Source organism: Rhodanobacter sp. FDAARGOS 1247 (genome assembly GCF_016889805.1).
Lineage (GTDB): Bacteria > Pseudomonadota > Gammaproteobacteria > Xanthomonadales > Rhodanobacteraceae > Rhodanobacter.
Window position 1 is genome coordinate 3542060 of record NZ_CP069535.1, and the last position, 22383, is coordinate 3564442.

Here is a 22383-nt window from a genome sequence, read left to right on the forward strand (position 1 = left end):
CCCACTACAATGGGCACGATGGATGTCTCGTACCTGATCGACCCGCTCAACGACGCGCAGCGCGAAGCCGTCTGCGCCCCGCCCGGCCATTACCTGGTGCTCGCCGGCGCCGGCTCGGGCAAGACCCGCGTGCTGACCCACCGCATCGGCTGGCTGACCCAGGCCGAACGCGTACCGCCGTGGGCGATCCTCGCCGTCACCTTCACCAACAAGGCGGCGGGCGAGATGCGCGCGCGGCTGGAGGCGCTGATCCCCGGCGGCACCCAGGGCCTCACCGTGGGCACCTTCCACGGCATCGCGCACCGGTTGCTGCGCCGGCACTGGCGCGAAGCCGGACTGCCGGAGACGTTCCAGATCCTCGATTCGGACGACCAGCTGCGGCTGGTGAAACGGGTGGTCGCCGGGCTGGGCCTGGATGACGCGAAGTACCCGCCGCGGCAGGCCATGTGGCAGATCAACCACTGGAAGGACGAAGGCAAGCGCCCGGACGGCATCGAGCATCGCGATCACCCGGTCACGCAGACCTTCGTCAACATCTACAAGGCCTACGAGGACGCCTGCCGCCGTGCCGGCCTGGTCGATTTCGGCGAGCTGTTGCTGCGCGCGCACGAATTGTGGCTGAAGCATCCCGCCGTGCTGGAGCACTACCAGCAACGCTGGCGCCACCTGCTGGTCGACGAGTTCCAGGACACCAACACGCTGCAATACGCCTGGATACGCGTGCTGGCCGGCGCCACCGGCCAGGTCTTCGCGGTCGGCGACGACGACCAGTCGATCTACGGCTGGCGCGGCGCCAGGGTGGAGAACATGACGCAGTTCCTGCGCGACTTCCCCGGCGCGCGCACGATCAAGCTGGAACAGAACTACCGCTCCACCTCGACCATCCTGAAAGCCGCCAACAGCGTGATCCAGCGCAACGGCAGCCGCCTGGGCAAGGAGTTGTGGACGGCCGGCGACGACGGCGAACGCATCGCGCTGTACGCGGCCTACAACGAGCAGGACGAGGCGCGCTTCGTGATCGAGCGCATCCGCGAGTACATCGACGAGCACGGCTCGGCGAAGGACTGCGCGATCCTGTATCGCTCCAACGCGCAATCACGCAACTTCGAGGAGCAGCTGGTCCAGCGCAACATCGGCTACCGCGTCTACGGCGGCCAGCGCTTCTTCGAGCGCGCCGAGGTGAAGGACGCGCTGGCCTATCTGCGCCTCACCGCGAACCGGCACGACGACGCCGCGTTCGAGCGCGCGGTGAACACCCCGCCCCGCGGCATCGGCGATCGCACGCTGGATGTACTGCGCCGCCGCGCCCGCCACGACGATACGTCAATGTGGGAAGCAGCGCTGCTTGAGCTGGCCGGCGGCAGCGAACTGGCTGGGCGGGCGAAGAACGCGGTGAAGGCGTTCCTGGCGCTGATCGACGGGATGGCGCGCAGCTTCGCGGGCATCGGGAATGGGGAAGCGGGAATCGGAGAAGCCGATGCCGCGCTTCCCGCTGTTGATCCTCCCATGCCCGACTCCCCATTCCCGACTCCCGGCCTCACCCTGGCCGAACAGATCGACCACGCGATCACCCACACCGGCTTGCGCGATTTCTACGAGAAGGACTCGCGCGGCAATGCCGAGTCGCGGGTGGAAAACCTGGACGAACTGGTCAACGTGGCCAGCCGCTTCGAGCGCACCGCCGAGGACATCGACGCGGGCCTGAGCGAACTCTCCGCGTTCCTGTCCCACGCCACCCTGGAAGCGGGCGAGAACCAGGGCGAAGCCTGGGACGATTGCGTGCAGCTGATGACGCTGCATTCGGCCAAGGGGCTGGAGTTTCCGGTGGTGTTCCTGGTCGGCATGGAGGAAGGCCTGTTCCCCAGCCAGCGTTCGGTCGACGACGAAGGCCGGCTGGAGGAGGAACGCCGGCTCGCCTACGTGGGCATCACCCGCGCCCGCGAAAGGCTGGTGGTCACCCACGCCGAATCGCGTCGCATGCACGGCACCGAGATGCTGGCACGACCGTCGCGTTTCCTCGGCGAAATGCCGGCCGAACTGATCGACGAAGTGCGCCCGCGCGTACACGTGACCCGACCGATGTACAGCGGCCGTCCGCGCGAAACATCGTCGTCGCTGGAAGAAACGCTGCCGGTGAAACTCGGCCAGCGCGTCAGCCACCCCAGCTTCGGCGAAGGCGTGGTGGTCAGCGCCGAGGGCAGCGGGGCGCACACCCGGCTGCAGATCAATTTCGAAGGCGTGGGCAGCAAGTGGCTGGTGGCCGCCTACGCGAATCTGACGACGCTGTAGCGGCGTTACCCGGGCAAGCGCGGCAGCCCGTGCGCGTCACGCTCCTCGATCGCGATCGGATGCGTGTCCGGCTGCATCGGACTGGCGGTCTGCGCCAGCGGCGTGACGACGTCACCACGGGTGAACGCCAGCGCGTTGCGATAGCAGCGTTGCGCCTGGGCGGCGTCACCCTGGCCGGCGAAAGTGTCGCCCAGTGCTTCCCACGCGGCGGCGCCCGGCGCCAGCGCCAGGGAGCGCTGCAGGTACTGGTGGGCCTTGCCCCAGACCTTCAGCCGCACGCACATGCGGCCCAGCGTGAGCAGCAGGTTGGCGTCGTTCGGATGCGCGTCCAGCCAGCCTTCGGCGCGACGCAGGCGCGCCTCCACGTCATCGCCGGACAGGCTGCCGTAGGTTTCGATCAGCAACGGCGACCACTCGCGGCGCAGCGCGGATTCCACTTCATCCATGGCCGGCAGGGTCAGGCCGAAACCGGCGGCGCGACGCGCGTAGGCATCGATCACGGCCGGCACCCGCCGCTGCGGCTTGGGCCATTGCGACCACATCGCGTTCAGCGTGGCCCCGTCGGGCGTGGCGTTCAGCGTGGCAACCAGCACCTGCGCCTCCAGCGCGGCATAGGCACGATGACCCAGCGCGCCGCTCTTCTGCAGCGGCGCCAGCGCCTCGCGGGCGCGACGGGCGTCGCCGGTGGCCAGCGCAGCCTGCACCAGTTCGCGCCAGCCGCCGGGAGTCAGCGTGCCCTTGTCCGATTCGGGCAGCAGCAGGGCCAGCGCTTCGGCCGGCTTGCCTTCGCGACGCAGCACGCGGGCGCGCAACACCCGTGCGGCCTGCGGCACCGATTGCGCCGCCTGGTCCAGCGCCTCCAGCGCGCGGCCGGGTTCGCCACGGCGCAAAGCGGCTTCGGCCGAGGCGAGCAGGGCCGGACCACGCAGGCTGTCCAGCCGCGAGGCACGATTGAGATCGCGTTCGGCATCGCCGTGGCGACCTTCGATCAGCGCGATCAGACCAGCGCCGAGGCGCTGCTGGCTGAGTCGCCGATGCCGCCGCGAGAGCGCGCCGAACGGCCAGCGCAACAGGCGCCACAAGGTGGTCAGCACGGCCCACGCCAGCAGCAGGATCACCAGCGCGGCGACCACCGTGGTTTCGATCTTCCAGCCACGCAGGCGCAGCAGCACGTAGCCGGGGTCCTGCGCCACCCAGTGCCAGCCAAACGCGGCCAGCGCGGCGGCGAGCACCGCCAGCAACACTCCGTACCAGAGCCTCATGGCTGCGCCTCGGCCGGCGCTGCGCTGCTGCTGGACGATGCCGGGCCCAGTGCATGCACCGCGCGCAGGTTGCGCAGTTCGGTCAGCGCGGCGCCGAGCTGTACCGACGGCTTCGCCGGCAATTGCGCCGCCAGTTGCCGCAGCGTGGTGCGTGCCTGCTGCACGGCGGGCGCAGCGGCGTCGAACTGGCTGGCCAGGGCGGCGTCCGCGCGCTGCAGGGCTGCGGCGTAATCCTTGCTGTCGTAGGCCAGCAACGCTGCCTGCGCCTGCGCCAGGTCGAGCGTCGCCAGCTCGCGGGCGAGACGCGCGTCGGCGACGGCCAGCGGCGCGCCGTTGTCACGCTGCACGCTGACCACGCTGGCCAGCGCGCGACGAATCCGCGACCACGTGTCGGTGCCGACGGCGGTGCCGCTGTCCAGCGGCTTCAGCGGCAGCGTGGCCAGCTCGCCACGCAAGGCCAGCAACTGTTGCAGCGCGGCGGCCTGGCTGGCCGGCTGGCTCCTGGCCAGGGCCTCGCGCTCGGCTTCGATGCTCTGGCGCAGCCCGCCGAACGCGCCGTCGTTGACCGCGGCCAGGGTCTGGTCGGCCAGCGCATAGGCGGCCGCCGCGCCCTGCGCGTCGTGGAACAGCGTGTAGCGTTCGCTGGCCATGCGCAGCAGCGATTCGGTTTCGTCCAGCAACATGCCGTCATGGCCACTGAGACTCTTCTCGGCAAGCCTGGCCACCGCGTCCTCGACATGGCGGGTCCGTTCGGCCTGGCCCAGCAATTCCTCGCGCAGCGAACGGTTGACCTGGGCCGCATCGTCCAGCCGCTGGTTGAGGCTGCCGCGCTGCTCGCCCATGGCGGTCAGGGTGGTCTCCAGGGTCTCCACGCGCTGCTGCAGGCTGGCCACGTTCCGCGTGTCGACCGCCGCGCCCTGCTCCTGCTGCCACTGGCGCCAGCCGACGTAGCCGGACGCGCCCACCGCGATCAGCGCCAGCAGGATCGCCAGCGCCAGCGTGCCGCCACCACGGGGGCGTGGTGCGGGGCGATGGGAAGCCGGCCGTGTCGGGCGCAGCGGCGGTTCGACCAGCACCGCATCGGGCGCGACGGGTGCGGAACGGGCGCCCTCGGGCGCGGCGGGCTCGTTGGGCATGTCGTGGTTGCTCATGAGCGCATGCTAGCAGCCCATACGCGCGCGTTCGTAGCACGCGGATGTGAAGATTCCCTCAACCGGCCGTACCGGCCTCGGCCAGCAGGTCGGCCGATACCGCCGAAGCCGCCACGCGGATGCGCCGGAACCCGGCCGCGCGCGCCGCCTCGGCCAGGCGCTCGCTGCTGACCACCGCGGTGGCCGCGCACAATCGCGCCCATGCCGGCGCCGGCAGCAACTGCTGCAGGTTGTGCAGGGCCTCGGCACTGGACAGCAGCACCCGCGCCGAGGCGGGCAGCTGAAGCAGCGCTTCCACGTGACGACGATCGGGTCGCGGCGGCACGCGATGGTAGACATGCAGCTCGCGCAGACGCGCGCCCCGCGCCGCGAGCTGCTCGCGCAACACGCCGCGACCACCCGGCGCGCCGATCAGGGCCACCCGGCGTCCGCGCAACGACTGCAGTTGGGGAAGTTCCAGCAGCCCCTCGCTGTCCTGCCGACGCGGGGCCAGCGGCGCGGCGACACCGTGTCGACGCAGGGCTTGCGCGGTGCCCTGGCCCACCGCCAGGACGCACGCGGCGGTGCGCAGCGGCAGCAGCGCCGCGGCATGACGGACCGCGGCGGGGCTGGTGAACACGATCAACTCGTCGGCCAGCGCGGCGCGCATGCTCGCACGCACCGCCTCCGCATCGGGTGCGGCACGCAAGCCCATTCCGGGCAGGCGCAACGGCACGCCGCCCAGCGCGCGCACCTTCCGCGCCAGCGCGGAGGCGGTACCCGCCGGACGGGTGATCACCACGATCCGGCCATGCAGGTCTGGGGTTTTCCGGCTGGATGGTTGCTGCATCCGTATACCGCGCACGCTCACTGTCATGGCTCCAGTGTAGCGGTGGCTCAGGATGTTCTGATCTATTCAGCGCAGGCGGCATGACGTCCAGAAGGCCCGCAGGTGGCAGCGCGCGGTGCCGGCAAGGCTGGCCGCCTTGGCAAGCCGTGCGCTGCCGCCTGGGGGCCTTCTGGACGTCACCCCATCTTTGTATTCAATCGGTTGGGGCCGGCTCTGTCTGCCCGCATCTCCGCGGCGCGCCTCCTCGACAGGCCGACGCCTGTCTTCGTCCGCGCACCACCAATCTGCGGGCAGACAGAGCCGGTGACGCCAGTGCTGAATAGATCAGAGCATCCTTTACACTGCCGGGCTTTCCCCACGCGAATCCCCGATCACGTGAGCAAGACCGAAGCAACCCTGCAGGCACGGCAACTGATCCAGTTCATCCGCGACGAGATCCCGCTGGCCCATGCGATGGACCTGGAACTGGCGGACTGCGACGAGCACAGCCTGACCCTGCGCGCGCCGCTGGCGCCCAACGTCAACGACAAGGGTTGCGCCTTCGGCGGCAGCCTGGTCAGCGTGATGACCTTGAGCGGCTGGGCGCTGGTCGAACTGGCGTTGCGTCGGCGCGGCACGGACTGCGACGTATTCGTCGCCGAGTCCAGCGTGCGCTACCTGGCGCCGCTGTGGGACGATTTCCACAGCCAGGCGCGACTGGCCGAGGACGCGGACTGGGCGACGTTCTTCTCCACCCTGGACAACCGCGGCCGTGCGCGCATCGCGATCGACTGCGTGGTGCCCGGCGAGAATGGCGAACCGGCGTGCACCTTGAACGCGCGCTTCGTGGCCAAACGCCGCGCCTGAGTGGACTGCCTGCGCATCAGGCAGAATGGGCGGGATTTCATCGGGGAGGAAACCACATGCGCCGGATGTCCAGTCTTCTGATCGTGCTGTTGTCGGGCCTGCTGCTGGCCGGCTGCGCCACCAAGACCCGCAGCGATGCCCTCACCACCACGCTCAAGGCGTACGGCAGCACGCTGCGCTGGGGTGATTTCCAGAGCGCCGCCCAGTTCGTCGAGCCCAAGGTTCGCGCTGCGCATCCGCTGACCTCGCTGCAGCTGGCGCGCTTCCAGCAGGTGCGGGTCACCGAATACAACGACGATGCAGGCCCGGTGCCGACCGGCGACTTCGACGTGCAGCAGACGGTGGTGATCAACCTGGTCAACATCCACAACCAGTCCGAGCGCAGCGTCGTCGACCACCAGACCTGGCATTACGACGAGGCGACCAGGCACTGGTGGCTGACCAGCGGCCTGCCGGACATCACCCAGGATTGAGTCGGCGCGGCCGCGCAAGCGGCGGCAACCCCGTATAATTGACGGTTTACCCGAATTGGTGCGATCAAGGCACCTGTGGACTGACGATGAACGATTTCCTGCACAAGCTGCCCGAATTTGTCGGCAACCATGTGGCCCTGGTGGCCCTGTTCGCGATCCTGCTGCTGGCATTGATCGTGATGCAGGTCAGCGCCCTGTTCAGCAAGGTCGGGGAACTGAGCCCCGCCGGCCTGACCCACCTGATCAATCGCGAGAACCCGCTGCTGATCGACCTGTCGGCGATCGCCGAGTTCGAGAAGATGCACGTGCCCGGCGCGAAACACGTGGCGATGAGCCAGTTCGATCCGGAAAACAAGGATCTGGCCAAGGCGAAGGAGCTGCCGGTGGTGGTGATGGACAAGGACGGTCGCGGCAATTCGATCAAGGCCGCGCAGCGGCTGGTCAAGGCCGGCTTCGCCAAGGTCCACCGCCTCGACGGCGGCGTGCTGGCCTGGCACGCGGCGCAATTGCCGGTGGCCAAGGGCAACCGGTAGAGCGAGGAGTGAGTGGAGAAGAGTTAGAAGTGAGAGAGAGCAAGGCTGTTCTCTCTATCTTCACTCCTCTTCACTCACTTCTAGCCGTCGTGGATGCCGGCGCGCCCGGCGATGATCTGCGCCAGCACGTCGGGCGCGTATTCGAACGAGTCGTAGTAGAGCCGATCCTCCGGCAGGCCGGCGGCGAGGAAGCGCGGATGCGCGGCATCGATCATCGCCGGCGGCCCGCTCATGTACAGGTCGTGGCCTGACAGGTCCGGCTGGTCGGCCAGCACCGCCTCGTGCACCAGGCCGGTGCGCAAACCCGCCGCGCCGTCCGCGTCGGACACCACCGCGTGGAACGCGAGGTTCGGCAGCTCGCCCGCCCAGCGTTCGGCCAGCGCGCGCAGGTACAGGTCATCCGCCACGCGCGCGCCCCAGTACACCTGGATGGTGCGACGCGTGCCCAGCGCGATGAAGTGCTCGACGATCGCCTTCACCGGCGCAAAACCGGTGCCGCCGGCCATGAAGATCATCGGGCGTTCCGAATCCTCGCGCGGCACGAAGGTGCCCAGCGGACCTTCCACGCGCAGGTGATCGCCCGGCTTCAGCGTGCTGCTGACCCACGACGTGAAACCGCCGCCGGCCACGTGGCGTACGTGCATCTCGATCATGCCGTCGGCCTGCGGACCGTTGGCGATCGAGAACGGACGACGCTTGCCGTCTTCCAGCAGCACGTCGACATACTGGCCGGGCAGGCGCTTCAGGCGACGCTCGCCGCGTGCCGGCAGCAGGCGCAGGCCGGTGACATCCGGCGCCAGCGACCATTTCTCGGTCACCACCATGCCCAGCTGGCGCCGCGCGATGTCCTCCACCGAGGTGACTTCGCGCGCCTCCAGCAGCAGGTCGGTCGCCGGCACCGCCTGGCACAGCAACACCGCATGGTGGGCCTGCTCGTCCGCATTCAGCGCCAGCGGCGGATTGCGCGGGTACTCGCAACGCCCGTCCAGCAAGGTGGCCTTGCAGCTGCCGCAGACGCCCGCCCGGCACGAGTAGGGCAAGGCCACGCCCGCCCGTTGCGCCGCTTCCAGCACGGTTTCGCCCGCGACCACCGAAAACTGGCGGCCGGATGTCTTGAGGGTGATCTTGAACACGTGTGCATTGTCGCGGCGATGACCCCGGACGACAATGCAGGCTCGATCCACGGGAATCAACGATGAGCATCTGGAAACAATCCACCGACCTGGACCGCGTCAACGCATGGAGCGCCAACACCATGATGGAGACGCTGGGCATCCGCATCACCGCGGTCGGCGACGACTGGCTGGCCGGCACCATGCCGGTCGACCATCGCACCCACCAGCCCTACGGCCTGCTGCACGGCGGCGCCTCGGTGGTGCTCGCCGAAACGCTGGGCAGCACCGCCGCGATGCTGACCCTCGACCCGGCGAAGGAGCTGGCGGTGGGACTGGACATCAACGCCAACCACATCCGCGGCGTGCGCGGCGGCAGCGTCACCGGCACCGCCAGGATGCTGCACATCGGCCGCACCACCCAGGTATGGGAGATCCGCATCGAAAGCGAGGAAGGCGCGCTGGTGTGCATTTCGCGCATCACCATGGCGGTGATCGCGGCGCGCGGCATGGGCACGCGTTGAACATGTCGCATCTCGATAGAGCGTCCCCTCACCTCAATCCTCTCCCCGACACGGGGAGAGGAGGCGAAAGCAGGAGGCGCGTTTCCTGATGGCGGCTGCGCCGTATGGCAACCTCACGCCCGATCTCGTGCTCGACGCCGTGAGCGCCTGCGGGCTGTGGCCGGACGGCCGCCTGCTGGCGCTGAACAGCTACGAGAACCGGGTGTGGCAGGTCGGCATCGAGGACGCCGCTCCGGTGATCGCGAAGTTCTACCGGCCGGACCGCTGGAGCGACGCGGCGATCATCGAGGAACACGCCTTCGCGCAGGAACTGGCCGATGCCGAACTGCCCGCGGTGGCGCCGCTGTTGTTCGACGGTCGCAGCCTGCTGCATCACGGCGGCTTCCGCTACGCGCTGACCCCGCGCCGGGGCGGTCGCGCGCCGGAACTGGAAGCGGCCGACCAGTTGCAGTGGCTGGGCCGGCTGATCGCGCGCATGCATCTGATCGGCGCCCGCGCGCCGTTCGAACATCGCGGCAGACTCGACCAGGACACGATGGTGCAGCAGCCGATGCATGCGGTACTCGGCTCGTCGCTGCTGCCGGCCGGCCTGCAGACCAACTACCGCGCCGCCGCGACCCGGCTGGACGCGGCCATCGGCGCACGCATGGAGGCGATCGGCCCGCTGCGCCAGTTGCGCCTGCATGGCGACTGCCATCCGGGCAACGTGCTGTGGACCGAGGCCGGCCCGCACTTCGTCGACTTCGACGACGCCCGCAGCGGCCCCGCCGTGCAGGACCTGTGGATGCTGGCCAGCGACGAACGCACGATGGAGGCGCTGCTCGAGGGCTACCAGCAGTTCCGCGATTTCGACCACGGCGAACTGGCGCTGATTCCCGCCCTGCGCGCGATGCGCCAAGTGCATTACGCCGGCTGGATCGCCGCGCGCTGGCACGACCCGGCCTTCCCCATCGCGTTCCCGTTCGCCGCCGAATCGCGCTGGTGGGAGCAGCACATCGCCGACCTGCACGAGCTGGCGGACGAACTCGAATAGCCGGATGGCCGCCAGCAGAGCCCACCCCCGCTCATTCGCAAGAACTTTCATCCGGGCGCCCGAACAGGCATGCTTGAGCGGATACCCTGGCCGAGCATTCCCATGAAACGATCCCGTACCGCCGCCCTGCTGCTGATGGGCACGGCCCCGCTGCTGCTGACCGCCTGCGACCGCAACGAGGCGCGCGAAGGCCTGTACACCTCGGTCGAGGCCTGCGTGGCGCAGACCAATGACAGCAGCACCTGCAACCAGGCCTTCGCCAAGGCCGAGCAGGAAGCGGTGGCCACCGCGCCGCGCTTCGCCAACCGCGAGGAATGCGAGGCCAGCTACGGCAAGGAAAAGTGCGCCGAACGCAGCGACGGCAACAACCATTCGTTCTTCGGCCCGCTGATGACCGGCTTCTTCCTGTCGCAGATGATGCGCAACGGCGTGGCCGCCAACGGCTTCAACAGCGCCCCCGCGTTCCGCGACAGCAACGGCGGCTGGCAACGGCCGGCGGCGGGCGGCGCCAGCGGCGGCGTCTATCGTGGCGGCACCGCGGGCACCGGCATGGTGCCGATCAACGCCACGCCGAATCGCGCGGTCACCACCAGCCGCTCCGGCTTCGGCCGCTCCAGCGGCAGTCGCGGTTTCGGCAGCTGATGCGCCGCATCGCGCTGGCCGAGCGCCCCGACTGGCGCGCCAGGGCCGCGGACTGCGGTTTCGGTTTCCACACCATCGACGACGCGCCGTACTGGGACGAGTCCGCGTACTACGCCTTCAGCCTGCGCGAGATCGAGCACGACATCGAGTCGCCCACCGAAGAGCTGCACGCGATGGCGCTGGACATGGTCGAGCGCATCGTGGGCAGCGAGCAGCTCATGCAGCAGCTGGCGATCCCCGAGCCGTACCGGGACTGGATCGCCGAAAGCTGGCGCCGGCGCGAACCGCACCTGTACGGCCGGCTGGATTTCGCCTACGACGGCCGCGGTCCGGCCAGGCTGTACGAGCTCAACTACGACACGCCGACCTCGCTGTTCGAGGCCGCGTTCTTCCAGTGGCAATGGCTGGAGGACCAGCTCGGGCGCGGCCAGCTGCCGGCCGGCAGCGACCAGTTCAACTCGATCCAGGAATCGCTGGTGGAGGCGTTCGGCACGATCGCCCGCGGCATCGCGCGACCGTTCCATTTCGCCGCCGTGCGCGACTCGAACGAGGACCAGGGCACCATCGCCTACCTGCGCGACTGCGCGCTGCAGGCCGGCATCGAGTGCGGCACGCTGGCGATCGAGGACATCGGCATCTCCGAGGACGGCCGCTTCACCGACCTCGACGACCAGGTGATCGGCTGCCTGTTCAAGCTGTACCCGCTGGAAGACCTGTTCCGCGAAACGTTCGGCCCGTACCTGCCGCGCTCCGGGCTGCAGCTGATCGAACCGCCGTGGAAGGCGCTGCTCAGCAACAAGGGCATCCTGCCGCTGCTGTGGGATGCGCACCGCGGCCACCCGAACCTGCTGCCGGCCGAGTTCGACGAGGGCGGCGCGCTGCCGCGCGGCTGGGTGCGCAAGCCGCTGCATTCGCGCGAGGGCGCCAACATCGCGATGCACCTGGACGACGGCCGCGAACTGCGCACCGACGGCCCGTATGACGGCCCGTGCATCCGCCAGGCCTGCCATCCGCTGACCGCGTTCGACGGCCACTATCCGCTGATCGGCAGCTGGGTGGTCGGCGACCGCGCCTGCGGCATCGGCATCCGCGAGGACAGCTCGCTGGTGACCCAGGACAGCGCCCGCTTCGTGCCGCATGCCATCGTCGAGGAAGCGCGCGGCGTGCTGATCGCCTAAGCTTGCGTCTTTTCCGCCAGGGCTTCGCATGCGCACTGTTCTGTTCCGCCTGATCGGCGTCCTCGAAATCGCCGGCGGCTTCTACGGGGTGGCGGCGATGCTGCACCGGCTGCTGCCATTCGGCGCCCACGACAGCCTGATCGCCCTGCTCGGCCTGGCGCTGTACGGTTTCGTGCTGGCCGCCGGCATCCAGCTGGTCACCGGCAGCGAGCAGGGCGTGCGGATGTCGCGCTGGGCGCAGCTGCTGCAGCTGCCGCTGATCGCCCTGCCCGTGTTCAGTTACGGCCTGCACTGCGGCGCCTTCGTCAACGTGTTCGCCACGCTGCAGTCGACGCCGCGGCTGGGCATCGACTGGCACCTCGGCTCGCAGGGTTTCCTGCTGGCGATTGCCGGGCCGTCGGTGTCGCGGATCGGCATCAACCTGCTGGCGCTGCTGTCGTGGCTGGTGCTGCGACTGCGCTGAGGGGTTATGTTTCAACCTCTCAGCCCGGCCATGGACGGCCGGTCGCGGGGCAGTCACGCAGGTGACTGATTCGCGTGAGCACGTCCGGGCACGTACCGGACGTGCGATAGAAGAAAACCACAGGAAGTGGTTTTCTTCACAGGTGCTGACCTGTTCAACCCCGGAGAATCCGTGATGGCGCGTCCCAACTACATCGAACTGCCGGCCAGCGACATCGCGGCGTCCAAGGCGTTCTACCGCCAGGCCTTCGGCTGGGAACTGACGGACTTCGGTCCCAGCTACGCGGCGACCATGACCGGCGACGTGGATGTCGGCCTGCAGGGCGACTCCACCGAAGCCACCCGCGCACCGCTGCCGGTGATCGCGGTGGACGACCTCGAGGCCGCCCTGCTCGCGGTGACGGCCGCCGGCGCCAGCATCGTGCGCCCGATCTTCGCCTTCCCCGGCGGGCGGCGCTTCCAGTTCCTCGACCCGCACGGCAACGAACTGGCGGTGGTCCAGGCCGACTGAGCACTCGCCGTCGCAGCGCGGCCAACGCCCGGCCACCAGCTATCATGCGCGGATGAATACTCCCGCCGCGCTACCCGTCATCCGCCTGAAATCCGACCGCAGCCCCGGCCATCCGTGGGTGTGGTCGGCACAGATCTACAAGCCCGAGGCGAAACTGCCGCCGGGCAGCGTGGTCGAGGTGCAGGACGCGAAGGGCCGCTTCGTGGGCCGCGCGTTCTGGAACGGCCACGCGCGCATCGCGCTGCGCCTGCTCGACACCGATCCGCAGGCCACGATCGACGCCGACTGGATCGCCGCGCGCATCGCCCGCGCCGTGCAGCTGCGCCGCGACTGGCTGCAGCTCGATGCGGTCAGCGACGCGTGGCGCGTGGTGCACAGCGAAGGCGACGACCTTTCGGGCCTGATCGTCGACCGCTACGCCAACGTCATCGTGGTCGAATACTTCGCCGCCGGCATGTGGAAGTTCCGCGAGGCGATCCACGCGGCCCTGCTCGCGCATTTCCCCGACGCGCAGTTGTACTGGTTCGCCGAATCGCACGTGCAGAAGCAGGAATCGTTCGACTGCCGCAGCCCCGACGTGCCCGCCGCGTTCGAGGTGCACGAACACGGCCTGCGCTTTCACGCCGCGCCGGGTTCCGGCCACAAGACCGGCTTCTTCGCCGACCAGCGCGACAACCGCAAGCGCTTCGCCGAACTGGCGAAAGGCCGCCGCGTGCTCGACCTGTGCTGCAACGCCGGCGGCTTCGCGGTGCACGCGATGGCGGCCGGTGCGCGCGAGGCGGTCGGCGTGGACCTGGACGCCGGCATCCTCGAAGTCGCCCGCGCCAATGCCGAGGCGAACAACGTCGCGGTGAGCTTCGAGCAGTCCGACATCTTCGACTGGGTGCGTGCGGCGGTGGCCCGCGGCGAGCGCTATGACGCGGTGATCCTCGACCCGGCCAAGCTCACCCGCGACCGCAGCAAGGTGATGGACGCGCTGAAGAAATACTTCGCGATGAACCGCATGGCGCTGGACATCATCCCGCCCGGCGGCCTGCTGCTGACCTGCTCGTGCACCGGCCTGGTCGGCGAAGGCGAGTTCCTGGAAATGCTGCGCCGGGTCGCGCTCAACGCCGGCCGCGCGATCCAGGTGCTGGAAGTGCGCGGCGCCGGCGCCGATCATCCGTTCCGCACCGACGTGCCGGAAGGCCGTTACCTGAAGGCGGTGTTCTGCCGGGTGGATTGAAGCTGCTTCCGCAGGAGGGTCACGCGCCGCGGGGCAGTCGCCCGCGCAGCGAGGCGGCATCGAACGGGCCAGGCTCGGCGAGCAGCTCGCGCGCGGCGCCGACCTGGTCCCAGGTGTTCCACAACAGCACGCCGCGCACGCGACCGCCGTCGAGGTAGTACACCACGCCTTCGCGATACGGCTCACGCCAGTCCTCGACCACCTGAAGCCGCGTATCGAGCAGGCCGACGGCTTCGTAACCCAGGTCGAACAGATCCGAGTAGAAGAACGGCTGGACCACGTAATCTTCCGCCACGCCGGCCATCGCGCGTCCCGCATGCCGGCCCATGCTGATCGCGGCATCCTCGTGCTCCACGCGCATCCGGCGATCCAGCGCGACACTGTGGAAATTGGCCACGTCGCCGGCGGCCCAGATGTCCGCGTCATTGGTGCGCAGTTGCGCATCGACCACGATGCCGTTGTCGACGGTGAGCCCGGCCTGCTCGGCCAGCGCGGTGTTCGGCGTCACGCCGAGGCCGGCCACCGCCGCCTCCACCCGCAACACCTCGCCGTCGAACAGGCTCAGCTCCACGCCGCCGTCGGTCCTGCTGCCACCGATGACCCGAACGCCGCTGCGCACATCCACACCACGGCTGCGGTAGTAGTCGTCGAGATAGTGCGCCAACCCATCGGGATAGCGGCCCGCGCCGATCGTCTCGCCGGGAAACAGCAGACTCACCTTGCAGCCGATGCTGCACAGCGAGGCCGCCAGCTCGCAGCCGATGAAGCCGCCGCCGATCACGGCGATGTAGGCGCCGGGTCGGGCGTAGCGGCGCAGCGCTTCGTAGTCGGCCAGCGTGCGGTAGTGGATCAGCCTTTCGCCGCCATCGATCGGCAGCAGGCGCGGCGTGGCGCCGGTGGCCAGCAGCAGCCGGCGATAGCGATAGCTGTCGCCCCGGTCGTCGCGGGCCACATGGGCGACGCGATCCAGTGAGGCAATGCGCCGCCCCGGATGCAGTGTCGTTCCGCTCCCTGCGGTGGCCAGGTCGATGTCCGCGAGCGACTTGTCGCCCTTCCACATCGCCTTGCTCAGCGGCGGCCGCTGATAGGGTGGCGCGGGATCGTCGCCCACGATGCCGACGTTCGCTGCGCCGTCGACCTCGCGGATGGCCTTGGCAGCGGCGTCGGCGGCCATGCCGCCGCCGATGATCAGGTAATCGTGGACATGTTCCATGACGTTCTCCCGGGCTGAACCTCCGCCCATGATGCACCGCCCCGGCGACGGCGACATGAATCCGGGCGCAGCCAATGAGACCGCTCGACGTACACTGGATGCCTTGCCTCGGGAAAACGTTCCATGCCGCTCAATGAAACCCTGCTGATTGTCCTCGTCATCCTCGCCGCGCTGGTGTTGCTGCTGCAGGTGGCGTTGCTGCTGCGCGGCCGCGGCGATCCCGGCCTCGAAGCCAAGCTGGACGCGCTGAAGGACGACAGCGCCCGCGTCGAGCGCACCCTGCGCGAGGAACAGCGCGCCGGCCGCGAGGAATTGCAGCAGGGCTTCGACCGCTTTCGCGGCCACCTGGGGGAACAGCTCAACGGCATGTCGCAGCAGCAGTCCGAGCGCATCGACGGTTTCGGCCAGCGGCTGACCCTGCTCACCGAACGCACCGACAACGGCTTGCAGTCATTGACCCAACGACTGGTCGAGGACGCGCGCAAGGGCCGCGAGGAGATCGCCACCACCCTCAACCGGCTGGGCGAACAGCAGCAGCAACGCCTGGCCGCGCTCACCGCCGACAATGAAAAGCGCATGGGCGAGATGCGCGCCACGCTGGAAGCCAAGCTCGGCGCGATCCAGCAGGACAACGCGGCGAAACTCGAACAGATGCGCGCCACCGTGGACGAAAAGCTGCACGCCACGCTGGAAACCCGCCTGGGCGAATCGTTCAAGCTGGTGTCCGAGCGGCTCGAAGCGGTGCAGCGCGGGCTGGGCGAAATGCAGAACCTGGCCACCGGCGTGGGCGACCTGAAGCGCGTGCTGACCAACGTGAAGAAGCGGGGCATCTTTGGCGAAGTGCAACTGGGCGCCCTGCTGGAAGACATGCTCACCGCCGAGCAGTACGCGTCCAACGTGATCACCGTGCCGGGCAGCAACGACCGTGTCGAGTTCGCGATCCGCATGCCGGGCCAGGACGAGGGCGAACACGTCTACCTGCCGATCGACGCGAAGTTTCCGGTGGAGGACTACCAGCGCCTGCTCGACGCCCAGGAAGCCTCCGATGCCGATGCCGCGCAGGCCGCCGGCCGCGCGCTGGAGCTGCGCGTGCGCGAGGAGGCCAAGCGCATCCACGGCAAGTACGTGGCGCCACCGCATACCACCGATTTTGCCGTGCTGTACCTGCCCACCGAGGGCCTCTACGCCGAGGTGATCCGTCGCCCCGGCCTGTTCGAGAACCTGCAGCGTGACCATCGGATCACCGTGGCCGGTCCGACCACGCTCAGCGCCCTGCTCAACAGCCTGCAGATGGGTTTCCGCACGCTGGCGATCGCCAAGCGCAGCAGCGAGGTGTGGAAGATCCTCGGCGCGGTGAAGAACGAGTTCGGCAAGTTCGGCGTGGTGCTGGAAAAGACCCGCAAGCAGCTCGACGCGGCCCGCAACAGCATCGACAGCGCCGGCCAGCGCACCCGCGCGATCGAGCGCAAGCTGCGCGACGTGGAATCGCTGTCCGGCGACAGCCCGTTGCTGCTGGACGATGTGTCGGCGCTGGATGACGGTGGTGACGACGCCACCGCGCCGTAGGACGAAAGCGCCTGCGGACAGACGGCGCTCACCGTTTCCACTGGAACACGTCTTCCACGCCCGCGCCGAACACGCGGGCGATGCGGAACGCCAGCTCCAGCGAGGGCGCGTACTTGCCCGCCTCCAGCGCGATCACCGTCTGCCGGGTGATGCCGCAGGCATCGGCGAGGGCCTGCTGGGTCATCTCGCCATGCTCGAAGCGCAGCTTGCGAATCAGGTTGTCGATCGGCGTGCCGGTCATGCGCCGCGCCGGTCGTGCCAGTAGGTGATGCCCGTCACCGCGTACTCGAGCAGGCAGGAGGCGATCAGGCCGGCCATCAGCAGGTTGGACATCGCCATCGGCCTTGCCCAGGCCAGATGATCCAGCGGCGAGAACGCGAACATCACTGCCAGCGCCAGCACGAAGACCGACAGCCCCCCGCGTGCCCAGCCGCCGGCGCGCGCCTCGATCTGGCGATCGCGCTCGTCGGCCTCCACGGTGTCGCGCCAGCGCTTGCGCAACACCCGCATCACCACCAGCCACGCGACCACCAGCCAGCCGACGTGCCGGCCGATCGCCGAGGCCTCCGGCGCCATCGAGCCGTCCGCGGCGACCATCTGCGAGCCGCGCAGGGCGTAGTAGGCGAGGATGGCCGCGGTGAAGATCAGCCCGATCCAGGCGCGCTGTTCGCCGGGGGACACCGTCGCCATCGACTCATCCGTCTTCGCCGCGGCCGCCGATTCGCGCATGGTTGACCACAGCAGGTACCAGACCAGCCATGCCGCCCCCAGCATGGCCAGGCCACCGGGCCAGCCCAGGTCGATGTCCGGCAGCACGAACAGCACATAGAACGCGAGAACCGACAGCGGGATCAGCACGGCATAACGCAGGGATCGAGGCATGATGTCTACTCCATTGGACGTTATGTACGTTATACATTACATATTGTCCTGTCAACATGACCTTCAGCGGAGCAGCCTGCACCGGCCCGGCACCGGAACGAGCGCTGCACAGACGCCACTGGACACGGACGCTAAACTGGTACGTCCGCATACCGAGGCCTTCGCATGAGCGACCAGCGCAACCCGAACGATGTCAGCCAGGAACAAGCCGAGGAGGCGGTGCGCACCCTGCTGCGCTGGGCCGGCGAAGACCCCACGCGCGAAGGCCTGCTCGACACGCCCAAGCGGGTGGTGAAGGCCTACGGCGACTGGTTTTCCGGCTACGCCGAGGACCCGGCCGATTTCCTCAAGCGCACCTTCAAGGAAGTCGAGGGCTACGACGAGATGGTGGTGTTGCGCGACATCGAGTTTGAGAGCCACTGCGAGCACCACATGGCGCCGATCGTCGGCCGCGCCCATGTCGGCTACCTGCCGACCAACCGTGTGGTGGGCATCAGCAAGCTGGCCCGGGTAGTGGACGGTTACGCGCGGCGCTTCCAGGTGCAGGAAAAACTCACCGCGGAAATCGCCCACTGCATCCAGGAAACCCTGCAGCCGGCCGGCGTGGCGGTGGTGATCGACGCCAGCCATGAGTGCATGACCACCCGCGGCGTGCACAAGCGCGGCGTGTCGATGGTGACCAGCCAGATGCTGGGCACCTTCCGCGAGGACGCCAGGACGCGCGCCGAGTTCCTGCAGTTCATCGGCATCCACGGCGGCCACCGCTGAACACGCGGGTGATCGCTGCCGCCACGGCCCTGCTGCTGGCATCGACGGCGACCCATGCCCAGTCCAGCCGCGAGGAGTACCTGCGGCGCTTCGACGGCAACGGCGACGGCCGGGTCAGCGCGACGGAATACGTGGCCTACATGAGCCAGGGTTTTCGCAACATGGACAGCAACGGCGACGGCATCATCGAAACCGATGAACTGCCCGGTGGCCGCGGCCAGCCGATCACGCTGCAGGAAAACCGCGACAACCTGCGCCGCCAGTTCCACAAGCTGGACCGCAACCGCGACGGCTACCTCAACGCCCGCGAACTGACCGCGCCACCCGGATAGTGCCCCCTCCCCTGCGTGCAGGGGAGGGGCCGGGGTGGGGTCGCTCCTGGCTCAGGCCGAGATCGCCAGCTTCTCCGAGCGATACAGCTGGGCGGTCACCAGCACCGCGAGCAGGGCCGCCGCCAGGCTGCCGGCCAGGCACAGGCCGAGCTGTTCGCCGGTGACACCATCGCCGCGCAGCAACTGCATGATGCCCAGGTTCTGCCCCAGCAGCGGGATCGCGTACATCCACGCCTGCGCCTTGATCGGCATGAACGACAGCAGCGCACTGGGGATGATCGGCACCAGCATCAGCAGCGAGATGTAGGTCTGCGCCTCGCGATAGCTCTTGGCAAACGCGGCCACCAGTGACTGCAGCGCGGACAGCAGCAGCACCAGCGGCAGCATCAGCAGCAGCACGTAGGTGGCGAAGTGCAGGCCAAGGTCCAGCTCCATGCCGATCTTCTCGGCGGGGATGAAGCGGCCGACCACGGCGAAGCCCAGCAAGGTGATCAGCAGGCTCGCGGTGGAGAACGCGCAGATCGCCGCCAGCTTGCCGCAGAGGATTTTCCAGCGCGCCACCGGGTTGGCAAACAGCGGCTCCAGCGATTGCCGCTCGCGCTCGCCGGCGGTGAGGTCGATCGCCAGGTACATGCCGCCCATGAAGATGGTGATCACGAAGAAGTACGGCAGCATCGCGAACATCAGCACCGCGCGCGACTGCGGCGTGGCTTGGTCGCGCTTGGCCACCTGCAGCGGCCACGCGGTGCCTGGCGACATCCCCCGCGCGACCAGTCGCATCGCACCCTGTTGCCGCGCATAGTTCTCGACCAGGTCGCTGACCCGCTCCACCGAAGTGTTCGCATCACGCCGCGAGGAGTCGTAGAACAGCTCCACCTGCACCGGCTCGCCCTTGCGCCAGGCCTTGCCGTAGTCGGGGGCGATGCGCAGCACCACGTCGGCATCCTGCTTGCGCACGGCCTGCGCGGGATCGGCCACCGCCGCGCCCGGCACCACGCCGCCGGCCTTCAGCGCATCGATCAGGTTGGGCGCATACCCGGCGCCCAGCACCGGCACCGGCAGCGGCTTCTCGGCCTTTTCCAGTTCGCGGTTGAGGGTGAGGTTGATCAGCATCACGAACAGCAGCGGCCCCAGCAGGGGGCCGGTGAGGAAGGCGCTCATCAGGGTGCGGCGGTCGCGCAGGTTTTCCTTCACCTCCTTCAGGAACACGGTGAGGAAGGCGCTGCTGCGCCGGATTTTCGCGGACATGTCGTTCATGCGGCGAGGCCCTCTTCGCTGCCGATGATCTTCACGAAGGCATCCTCCAGGTTGTCCTCGCCGGTCTGGGCGCGCAGCGCGTCCGGCGTTTCGTCGGCCACCACGCGGCCGTGTGCGATCACCACGATGCGGTCACACAAGGCGCCCACCTCCTGCATGATGTGGCTGGAAAACAGCACACAACGCCCCTCATCCTTCAGCCGCGTCATGAACTGGCGCAGCGCTCGGGTGGCCATCACGTCGAGGCCGTTGGTCGGTTCGTCGAGGATGACGTTGCGCGGGTCGTGCACCAGCGCGCGGGCGATCGCGGTCTTCACTCGCTGGCCCTGGGAGAAACCCTCGGTGCGGCGATCGGCGATGTCGCCCATCTCCAGCGCCTTGACCAGGGCTTCGCGCCGGCTCGCCAGCAGTTCTTCGGGCAGACCGTGCAGGCGGCCGAAGTAGTCGATGTTCTCGCGCGCACTGAGCCGCTTGTACAGCCCGCGCGCATCCGGCAGCACGCCGAGCTGGCGACGCACGGCCAGCGGGTCGGCCGCTGCATCGATGCCATCCACCAGCACCTGGCCACGATCCGGCGCCATCAACGTGTACAGCATGCGCAGCGTGGTGGTCTTGCCGGCACCGTTGGGGCCGAGCAGGCCGGTGATCTCGCCGTCGCGGGCAGTGAAACTGACGCCGTCGACGGCCTTCACCGCGCCGAACGCCTTGTGCAAATCCCTTACCTCGATCATGGGGTCGCTCCGTTGAAGTCGATGAAGATCGGCGTCGGCTGCAACCGGTCCAGGCAACTCGCGTCCAGCGTCTTCGGGTCGAGCTTCTCGATGAAATGCTGGATCAGCTGCGGCGTGCAGCCGGTCGCCATGACACTGTGCGCCTGGCCCTTGAGGGTCAGCACCCGCGCGTTCGGCAGGCCCTTGGCCACTTCCTCGGCGTAGCGGGGCGGAGTCACCGGGTCGTACTGGCCGGCCAGCAGCAGGACCGGCTTGTCGGTCTTCAGCGGCGCGTGAAAATCGGCCGGGCGCGTGCCTTTCGGCCACACCGAACACACCGCCTTCAGCGCGTCGACCATGCGCGTGCCGAGGATGGTCTGCGCATCCTGCGGGCGCACGGCCAGCAGGTCGGCGTCCTCGCTGCAGATCACCGAATACTGCATGCCGCTGCCCATCAGCTCCGACAGTTCGCCGGACAACAGCTTGGCCTGGCCCAGCAGCGGACCCACGTCGCCATGCGCCGCCGCGTCGATCGACAGCGGCAACAGCGCGGCGGTGGCCGGCGTGTACGCGAACATGCGCACCACGCTGGCCAGCGAGTCCTCGTCCAGCATCTGCTTTACCGTCTGGTAGTTCTGCGGATCGCGAAAACTGACCTGGTGCGGATTGGCCCGCAACGCGTCGCGCAGCTGGTACAGGGTCTGGTCCGGATCGCCGAACTGCTTCTTGCAGGCCGGCTCGGCGGTGCAGCGGGCGAACTGCGCCTTCAGTGCGTCGTCCAGGTTGCGGGCGAAGTCCTCGCCCAGGGCCAGCGAGTTCGGCACGGCGCTGTCCAGCACCACGCTGCGCACCGACTGCGGGAAACGCATCAGGTACTGCTGCGCCATCCGCGTGCCGTACGACACCCCAAGCAGGTCGAACTGCGGCGAACCGATGGCCTTGCGCACGTCCTCCAAGTCCTGCGCCGCGATCGTGGTGGTGTAGTAGCGCGGATCGGCGCGACCGGCCAGCAGCTTCAGGCACTGCGCCGCCGCTGCGCGCAGCTTGTCGGCGTCGAAAGTGCTGTCGTCCGGCGCGGTCGTGGCGGCGGACTCCTTGCAGCTGAGTGCGTTGGAGCCGCCGGTGCCACGCTGGTCGAGCAGCAGCACGTGGCGATGGGCCAGCAGCGGCTTCAGCACCGTCGCCACCTGGGCCGCCGAATCGGTGGCCGCCTGTCCCGGGCCACCGGCAAGAAAGGCCAGCATGTCGGGACTGGCCACCTGCGCCCGCGAACGCAGCACGGCCAGCTTCAGCTTGATCGTGCGGCTGTGCGGATCGGTCCGGTTTTCCGGCACGGGTAAGTCCGCGCACCAGGCCGCCGTGCTCAGGCCGCTGTTCGGCGCGGCAAGCTCGCATGCGGTCAGGGTCAGGCTGCCGAGTTTCCAGGTGGCGGCCGGCGCGGGTGCGACAGCCGCAGTCGAGGCCGAAGCCGGCGCAGGTGGCGCCGGGTCCTTCTCACGATGATGGGCGACGCGGTTGGCCGAGATGATCGCCACCGCGACAGCGACCATCACGCCCATGCGTTTTCCGGGTTTCATGCTCACGT

The 22383-nt window shown here is 68.8% G+C and carries 24 protein-coding genes; 14 read left to right on the plus strand and 10 right to left on the minus strand.

Annotated features, from left to right (window positions below):
- Positions 1-18: 18 nt before the first annotated feature.
- The gene (locus tag I6J77_RS16105; protein ID WP_204109814.1) at positions 19-2289 is read left to right on the plus strand and encodes an ATP-dependent DNA helicase; all 2271 of its coding nucleotides are present in this window, start codon (positions 19-21) and stop codon (positions 2287-2289) included.
- A gap of 5 nt (positions 2290-2294) precedes the next feature.
- Here I6J77_RS16105 and I6J77_RS16110 read toward each other — a convergent pair whose 3' ends face one another.
- The 3 genes from I6J77_RS16110 to I6J77_RS16120 are packed head-to-tail and all read right to left on the minus strand — an operon-like array spanning position 2295 to position 5531.
- Complete coding sequence (locus tag I6J77_RS16110; protein WP_204109815.1) at positions 2295-3551, minus strand: heme biosynthesis HemY N-terminal domain-containing protein; 1257 nt, start codon at positions 3549-3551, stop codon at positions 2295-2297.
- Positions 3548-4702, minus strand: a complete 1155-nt coding sequence (locus I6J77_RS16115) for a uroporphyrinogen-III C-methyltransferase (protein WP_204109816.1) — start codon at positions 4700-4702, stop codon at positions 3548-3550. Before I6J77_RS16115 ends, I6J77_RS16110 begins: the two co-directional genes overlap by 4 nt.
- Before the next feature lie 58 nt (positions 4703-4760).
- Entirely contained in the window at positions 4761-5531 is a 771-nt protein-coding gene (locus I6J77_RS16120) for a uroporphyrinogen-III synthase (protein ID WP_204109817.1), read from the minus strand.
- 375 nt (positions 5532-5906) lie between these two features.
- Here I6J77_RS16120 and I6J77_RS16125 point away from each other — a divergent pair, with 375 nt between their 5' ends.
- From I6J77_RS16125 to I6J77_RS16135, 3 genes are all read left to right on the plus strand, one after another.
- Entirely contained in the window at positions 5907-6377 is a 471-nt protein-coding gene (locus I6J77_RS16125) for a YiiD C-terminal domain-containing protein (RefSeq protein ID WP_056718011.1), read from the plus strand.
- 56 nt (positions 6378-6433) lie between these two features.
- Positions 6434-6850, plus strand: coding sequence for a hypothetical protein (locus tag I6J77_RS16130; protein WP_056718010.1), 417 nt, complete (start codon positions 6434-6436; stop codon positions 6848-6850).
- A gap of 86 nt (positions 6851-6936) precedes the next feature.
- Positions 6937-7383: a rhodanese-like domain-containing protein gene (locus I6J77_RS16135; protein ID WP_056768212.1), complete on the plus strand. Its 447-nt coding sequence runs from the start codon at positions 6937-6939 to the stop codon at positions 7381-7383.
- Between the two features lie 80 nt (positions 7384-7463).
- On the opposite strand, the gene I6J77_RS16140 is transcribed toward I6J77_RS16135, so the two are convergent.
- Positions 7464-8516, minus strand: coding sequence for a 2Fe-2S iron-sulfur cluster-binding protein (locus tag I6J77_RS16140; protein ID WP_204109818.1), 1053 nt, complete (start codon positions 8514-8516; stop codon positions 7464-7466).
- 62 nt (positions 8517-8578) lie between these two features.
- Between I6J77_RS16140 and I6J77_RS16145 the strand changes: the two genes are divergently transcribed.
- The 7 genes from I6J77_RS16145 (at position 8579) to I6J77_RS16175 (ending at position 14070) form a co-directional block, all read left to right on the plus strand.
- Positions 8579-9019: a hotdog fold thioesterase gene (locus I6J77_RS16145; RefSeq protein WP_204109819.1), complete on the plus strand. Its 441-nt coding sequence runs from the start codon at positions 8579-8581 to the stop codon at positions 9017-9019.
- 88 nt (positions 9020-9107) lie between these two features.
- The gene (locus I6J77_RS16150) at positions 9108-10052 is read left to right on the plus strand and encodes a serine/threonine protein kinase (protein WP_204109820.1); all 945 of its coding nucleotides are present in this window, start codon (positions 9108-9110) and stop codon (positions 10050-10052) included.
- A gap of 102 nt (positions 10053-10154) precedes the next feature.
- A complete protein-coding gene (locus tag I6J77_RS16155; RefSeq protein ID WP_007806646.1) occupies positions 10155-10694 on the plus strand; it encodes a DUF1190 domain-containing protein in 540 nt (179 codons plus the stop codon).
- Positions 10694-11872: a glutathionylspermidine synthase family protein gene (locus I6J77_RS16160; protein WP_204109821.1), complete on the plus strand. Its 1179-nt coding sequence runs from the start codon at positions 10694-10696 to the stop codon at positions 11870-11872. Before I6J77_RS16155 ends, I6J77_RS16160 begins: the two co-directional genes overlap by 1 nt.
- A gap of 28 nt (positions 11873-11900) precedes the next feature.
- On the plus strand, positions 11901-12335 hold the full coding sequence (locus I6J77_RS16165; protein ID WP_204109822.1) for a hypothetical protein: 435 nt from the start codon (positions 11901-11903) through the stop codon (positions 12333-12335).
- A 174-nt stretch (positions 12336-12509) separates the two neighbouring features.
- Complete coding sequence (locus I6J77_RS16170) at positions 12510-12845, plus strand: VOC family protein (protein WP_204109823.1); 336 nt, start codon at positions 12510-12512, stop codon at positions 12843-12845.
- Positions 12846-12897: 52 nt separating this feature from the next.
- On the plus strand, positions 12898-14070 hold the full coding sequence (locus I6J77_RS16175) for a class I SAM-dependent rRNA methyltransferase (protein WP_204109824.1): 1173 nt from the start codon (positions 12898-12900) through the stop codon (positions 14068-14070).
- A 19-nt stretch (positions 14071-14089) separates the two neighbouring features.
- On the opposite strand, the gene I6J77_RS16180 is transcribed toward I6J77_RS16175, so the two are convergent.
- Entirely contained in the window at positions 14090-15283 is a 1194-nt protein-coding gene (locus I6J77_RS16180) for an NAD(P)/FAD-dependent oxidoreductase (protein ID WP_204109825.1), read from the minus strand.
- 123 nt (positions 15284-15406) lie between these two features.
- On the opposite strand from I6J77_RS16180, the gene rmuC reads away from it, so the two are divergent.
- Positions 15407-16849: a DNA recombination protein RmuC gene (gene rmuC, locus I6J77_RS16185; protein ID WP_204109826.1), complete on the plus strand. Its 1443-nt coding sequence runs from the start codon at positions 15407-15409 to the stop codon at positions 16847-16849.
- 28 nt (positions 16850-16877) lie between these two features.
- Here the strand turns inward: rmuC and I6J77_RS16190 are convergent, their stop codons facing one another.
- Both I6J77_RS16190 and I6J77_RS16195 read right to left on the minus strand, forming a co-directional pair.
- Positions 16878-17090, minus strand: coding sequence for a helix-turn-helix transcriptional regulator (locus I6J77_RS16190; RefSeq protein WP_056768190.1), 213 nt, complete (start codon positions 17088-17090; stop codon positions 16878-16880).
- On the minus strand, positions 17087-17731 hold the full coding sequence (locus tag I6J77_RS16195; protein WP_204109827.1) for a hypothetical protein: 645 nt from the start codon (positions 17729-17731) through the stop codon (positions 17087-17089). Before I6J77_RS16195 ends, I6J77_RS16190 begins: the two co-directional genes overlap by 4 nt.
- Before the next feature lie 165 nt (positions 17732-17896).
- On the opposite strand from I6J77_RS16195, the gene folE reads away from it, so the two are divergent.
- Both folE and I6J77_RS16205 read left to right on the plus strand, forming a co-directional pair.
- Positions 17897-18499 carry a GTP cyclohydrolase I FolE gene (gene folE / locus I6J77_RS16200; RefSeq protein WP_204109828.1) on the plus strand — a complete coding sequence of 201 codons (603 nt, stop codon included), beginning with the start codon at positions 17897-17899 and terminating at the stop codon, positions 18497-18499.
- Positions 18500-18507: 8 nt separating this feature from the next.
- A complete protein-coding gene (locus I6J77_RS16205) occupies positions 18508-18831 on the plus strand; it encodes a hypothetical protein (RefSeq protein ID WP_204109829.1) in 324 nt (107 codons plus the stop codon).
- A 51-nt stretch (positions 18832-18882) separates the two neighbouring features.
- On the opposite strand, the gene I6J77_RS16210 is transcribed toward I6J77_RS16205, so the two are convergent.
- Genes I6J77_RS16210 through I6J77_RS16220 form a run of 3 tightly spaced genes read right to left on the minus strand, consistent with a single transcriptional unit; the run spans position 18883 to position 22375 of the window.
- Positions 18883-20088: an ABC transporter permease gene (locus tag I6J77_RS16210; RefSeq protein WP_204109830.1), complete on the minus strand. Its 1206-nt coding sequence runs from the start codon at positions 20086-20088 to the stop codon at positions 18883-18885.
- Positions 20085-20819 (minus strand): ATP-binding cassette domain-containing protein, encoded by a 735-nt coding sequence (locus I6J77_RS16215; RefSeq protein ID WP_204109831.1) that lies wholly within the window; start codon positions 20817-20819, stop codon positions 20085-20087. The genes I6J77_RS16210 and I6J77_RS16215 overlap by 4 nt, the downstream gene beginning before the upstream one ends.
- Positions 20816-22375 (minus strand): alpha/beta hydrolase, encoded by a 1560-nt coding sequence (locus I6J77_RS16220; protein ID WP_204111521.1) that lies wholly within the window; start codon positions 22373-22375, stop codon positions 20816-20818. The genes I6J77_RS16215 and I6J77_RS16220 overlap by 4 nt, the downstream gene beginning before the upstream one ends.
- Positions 22376-22383 lie beyond the last annotated feature (8 nt).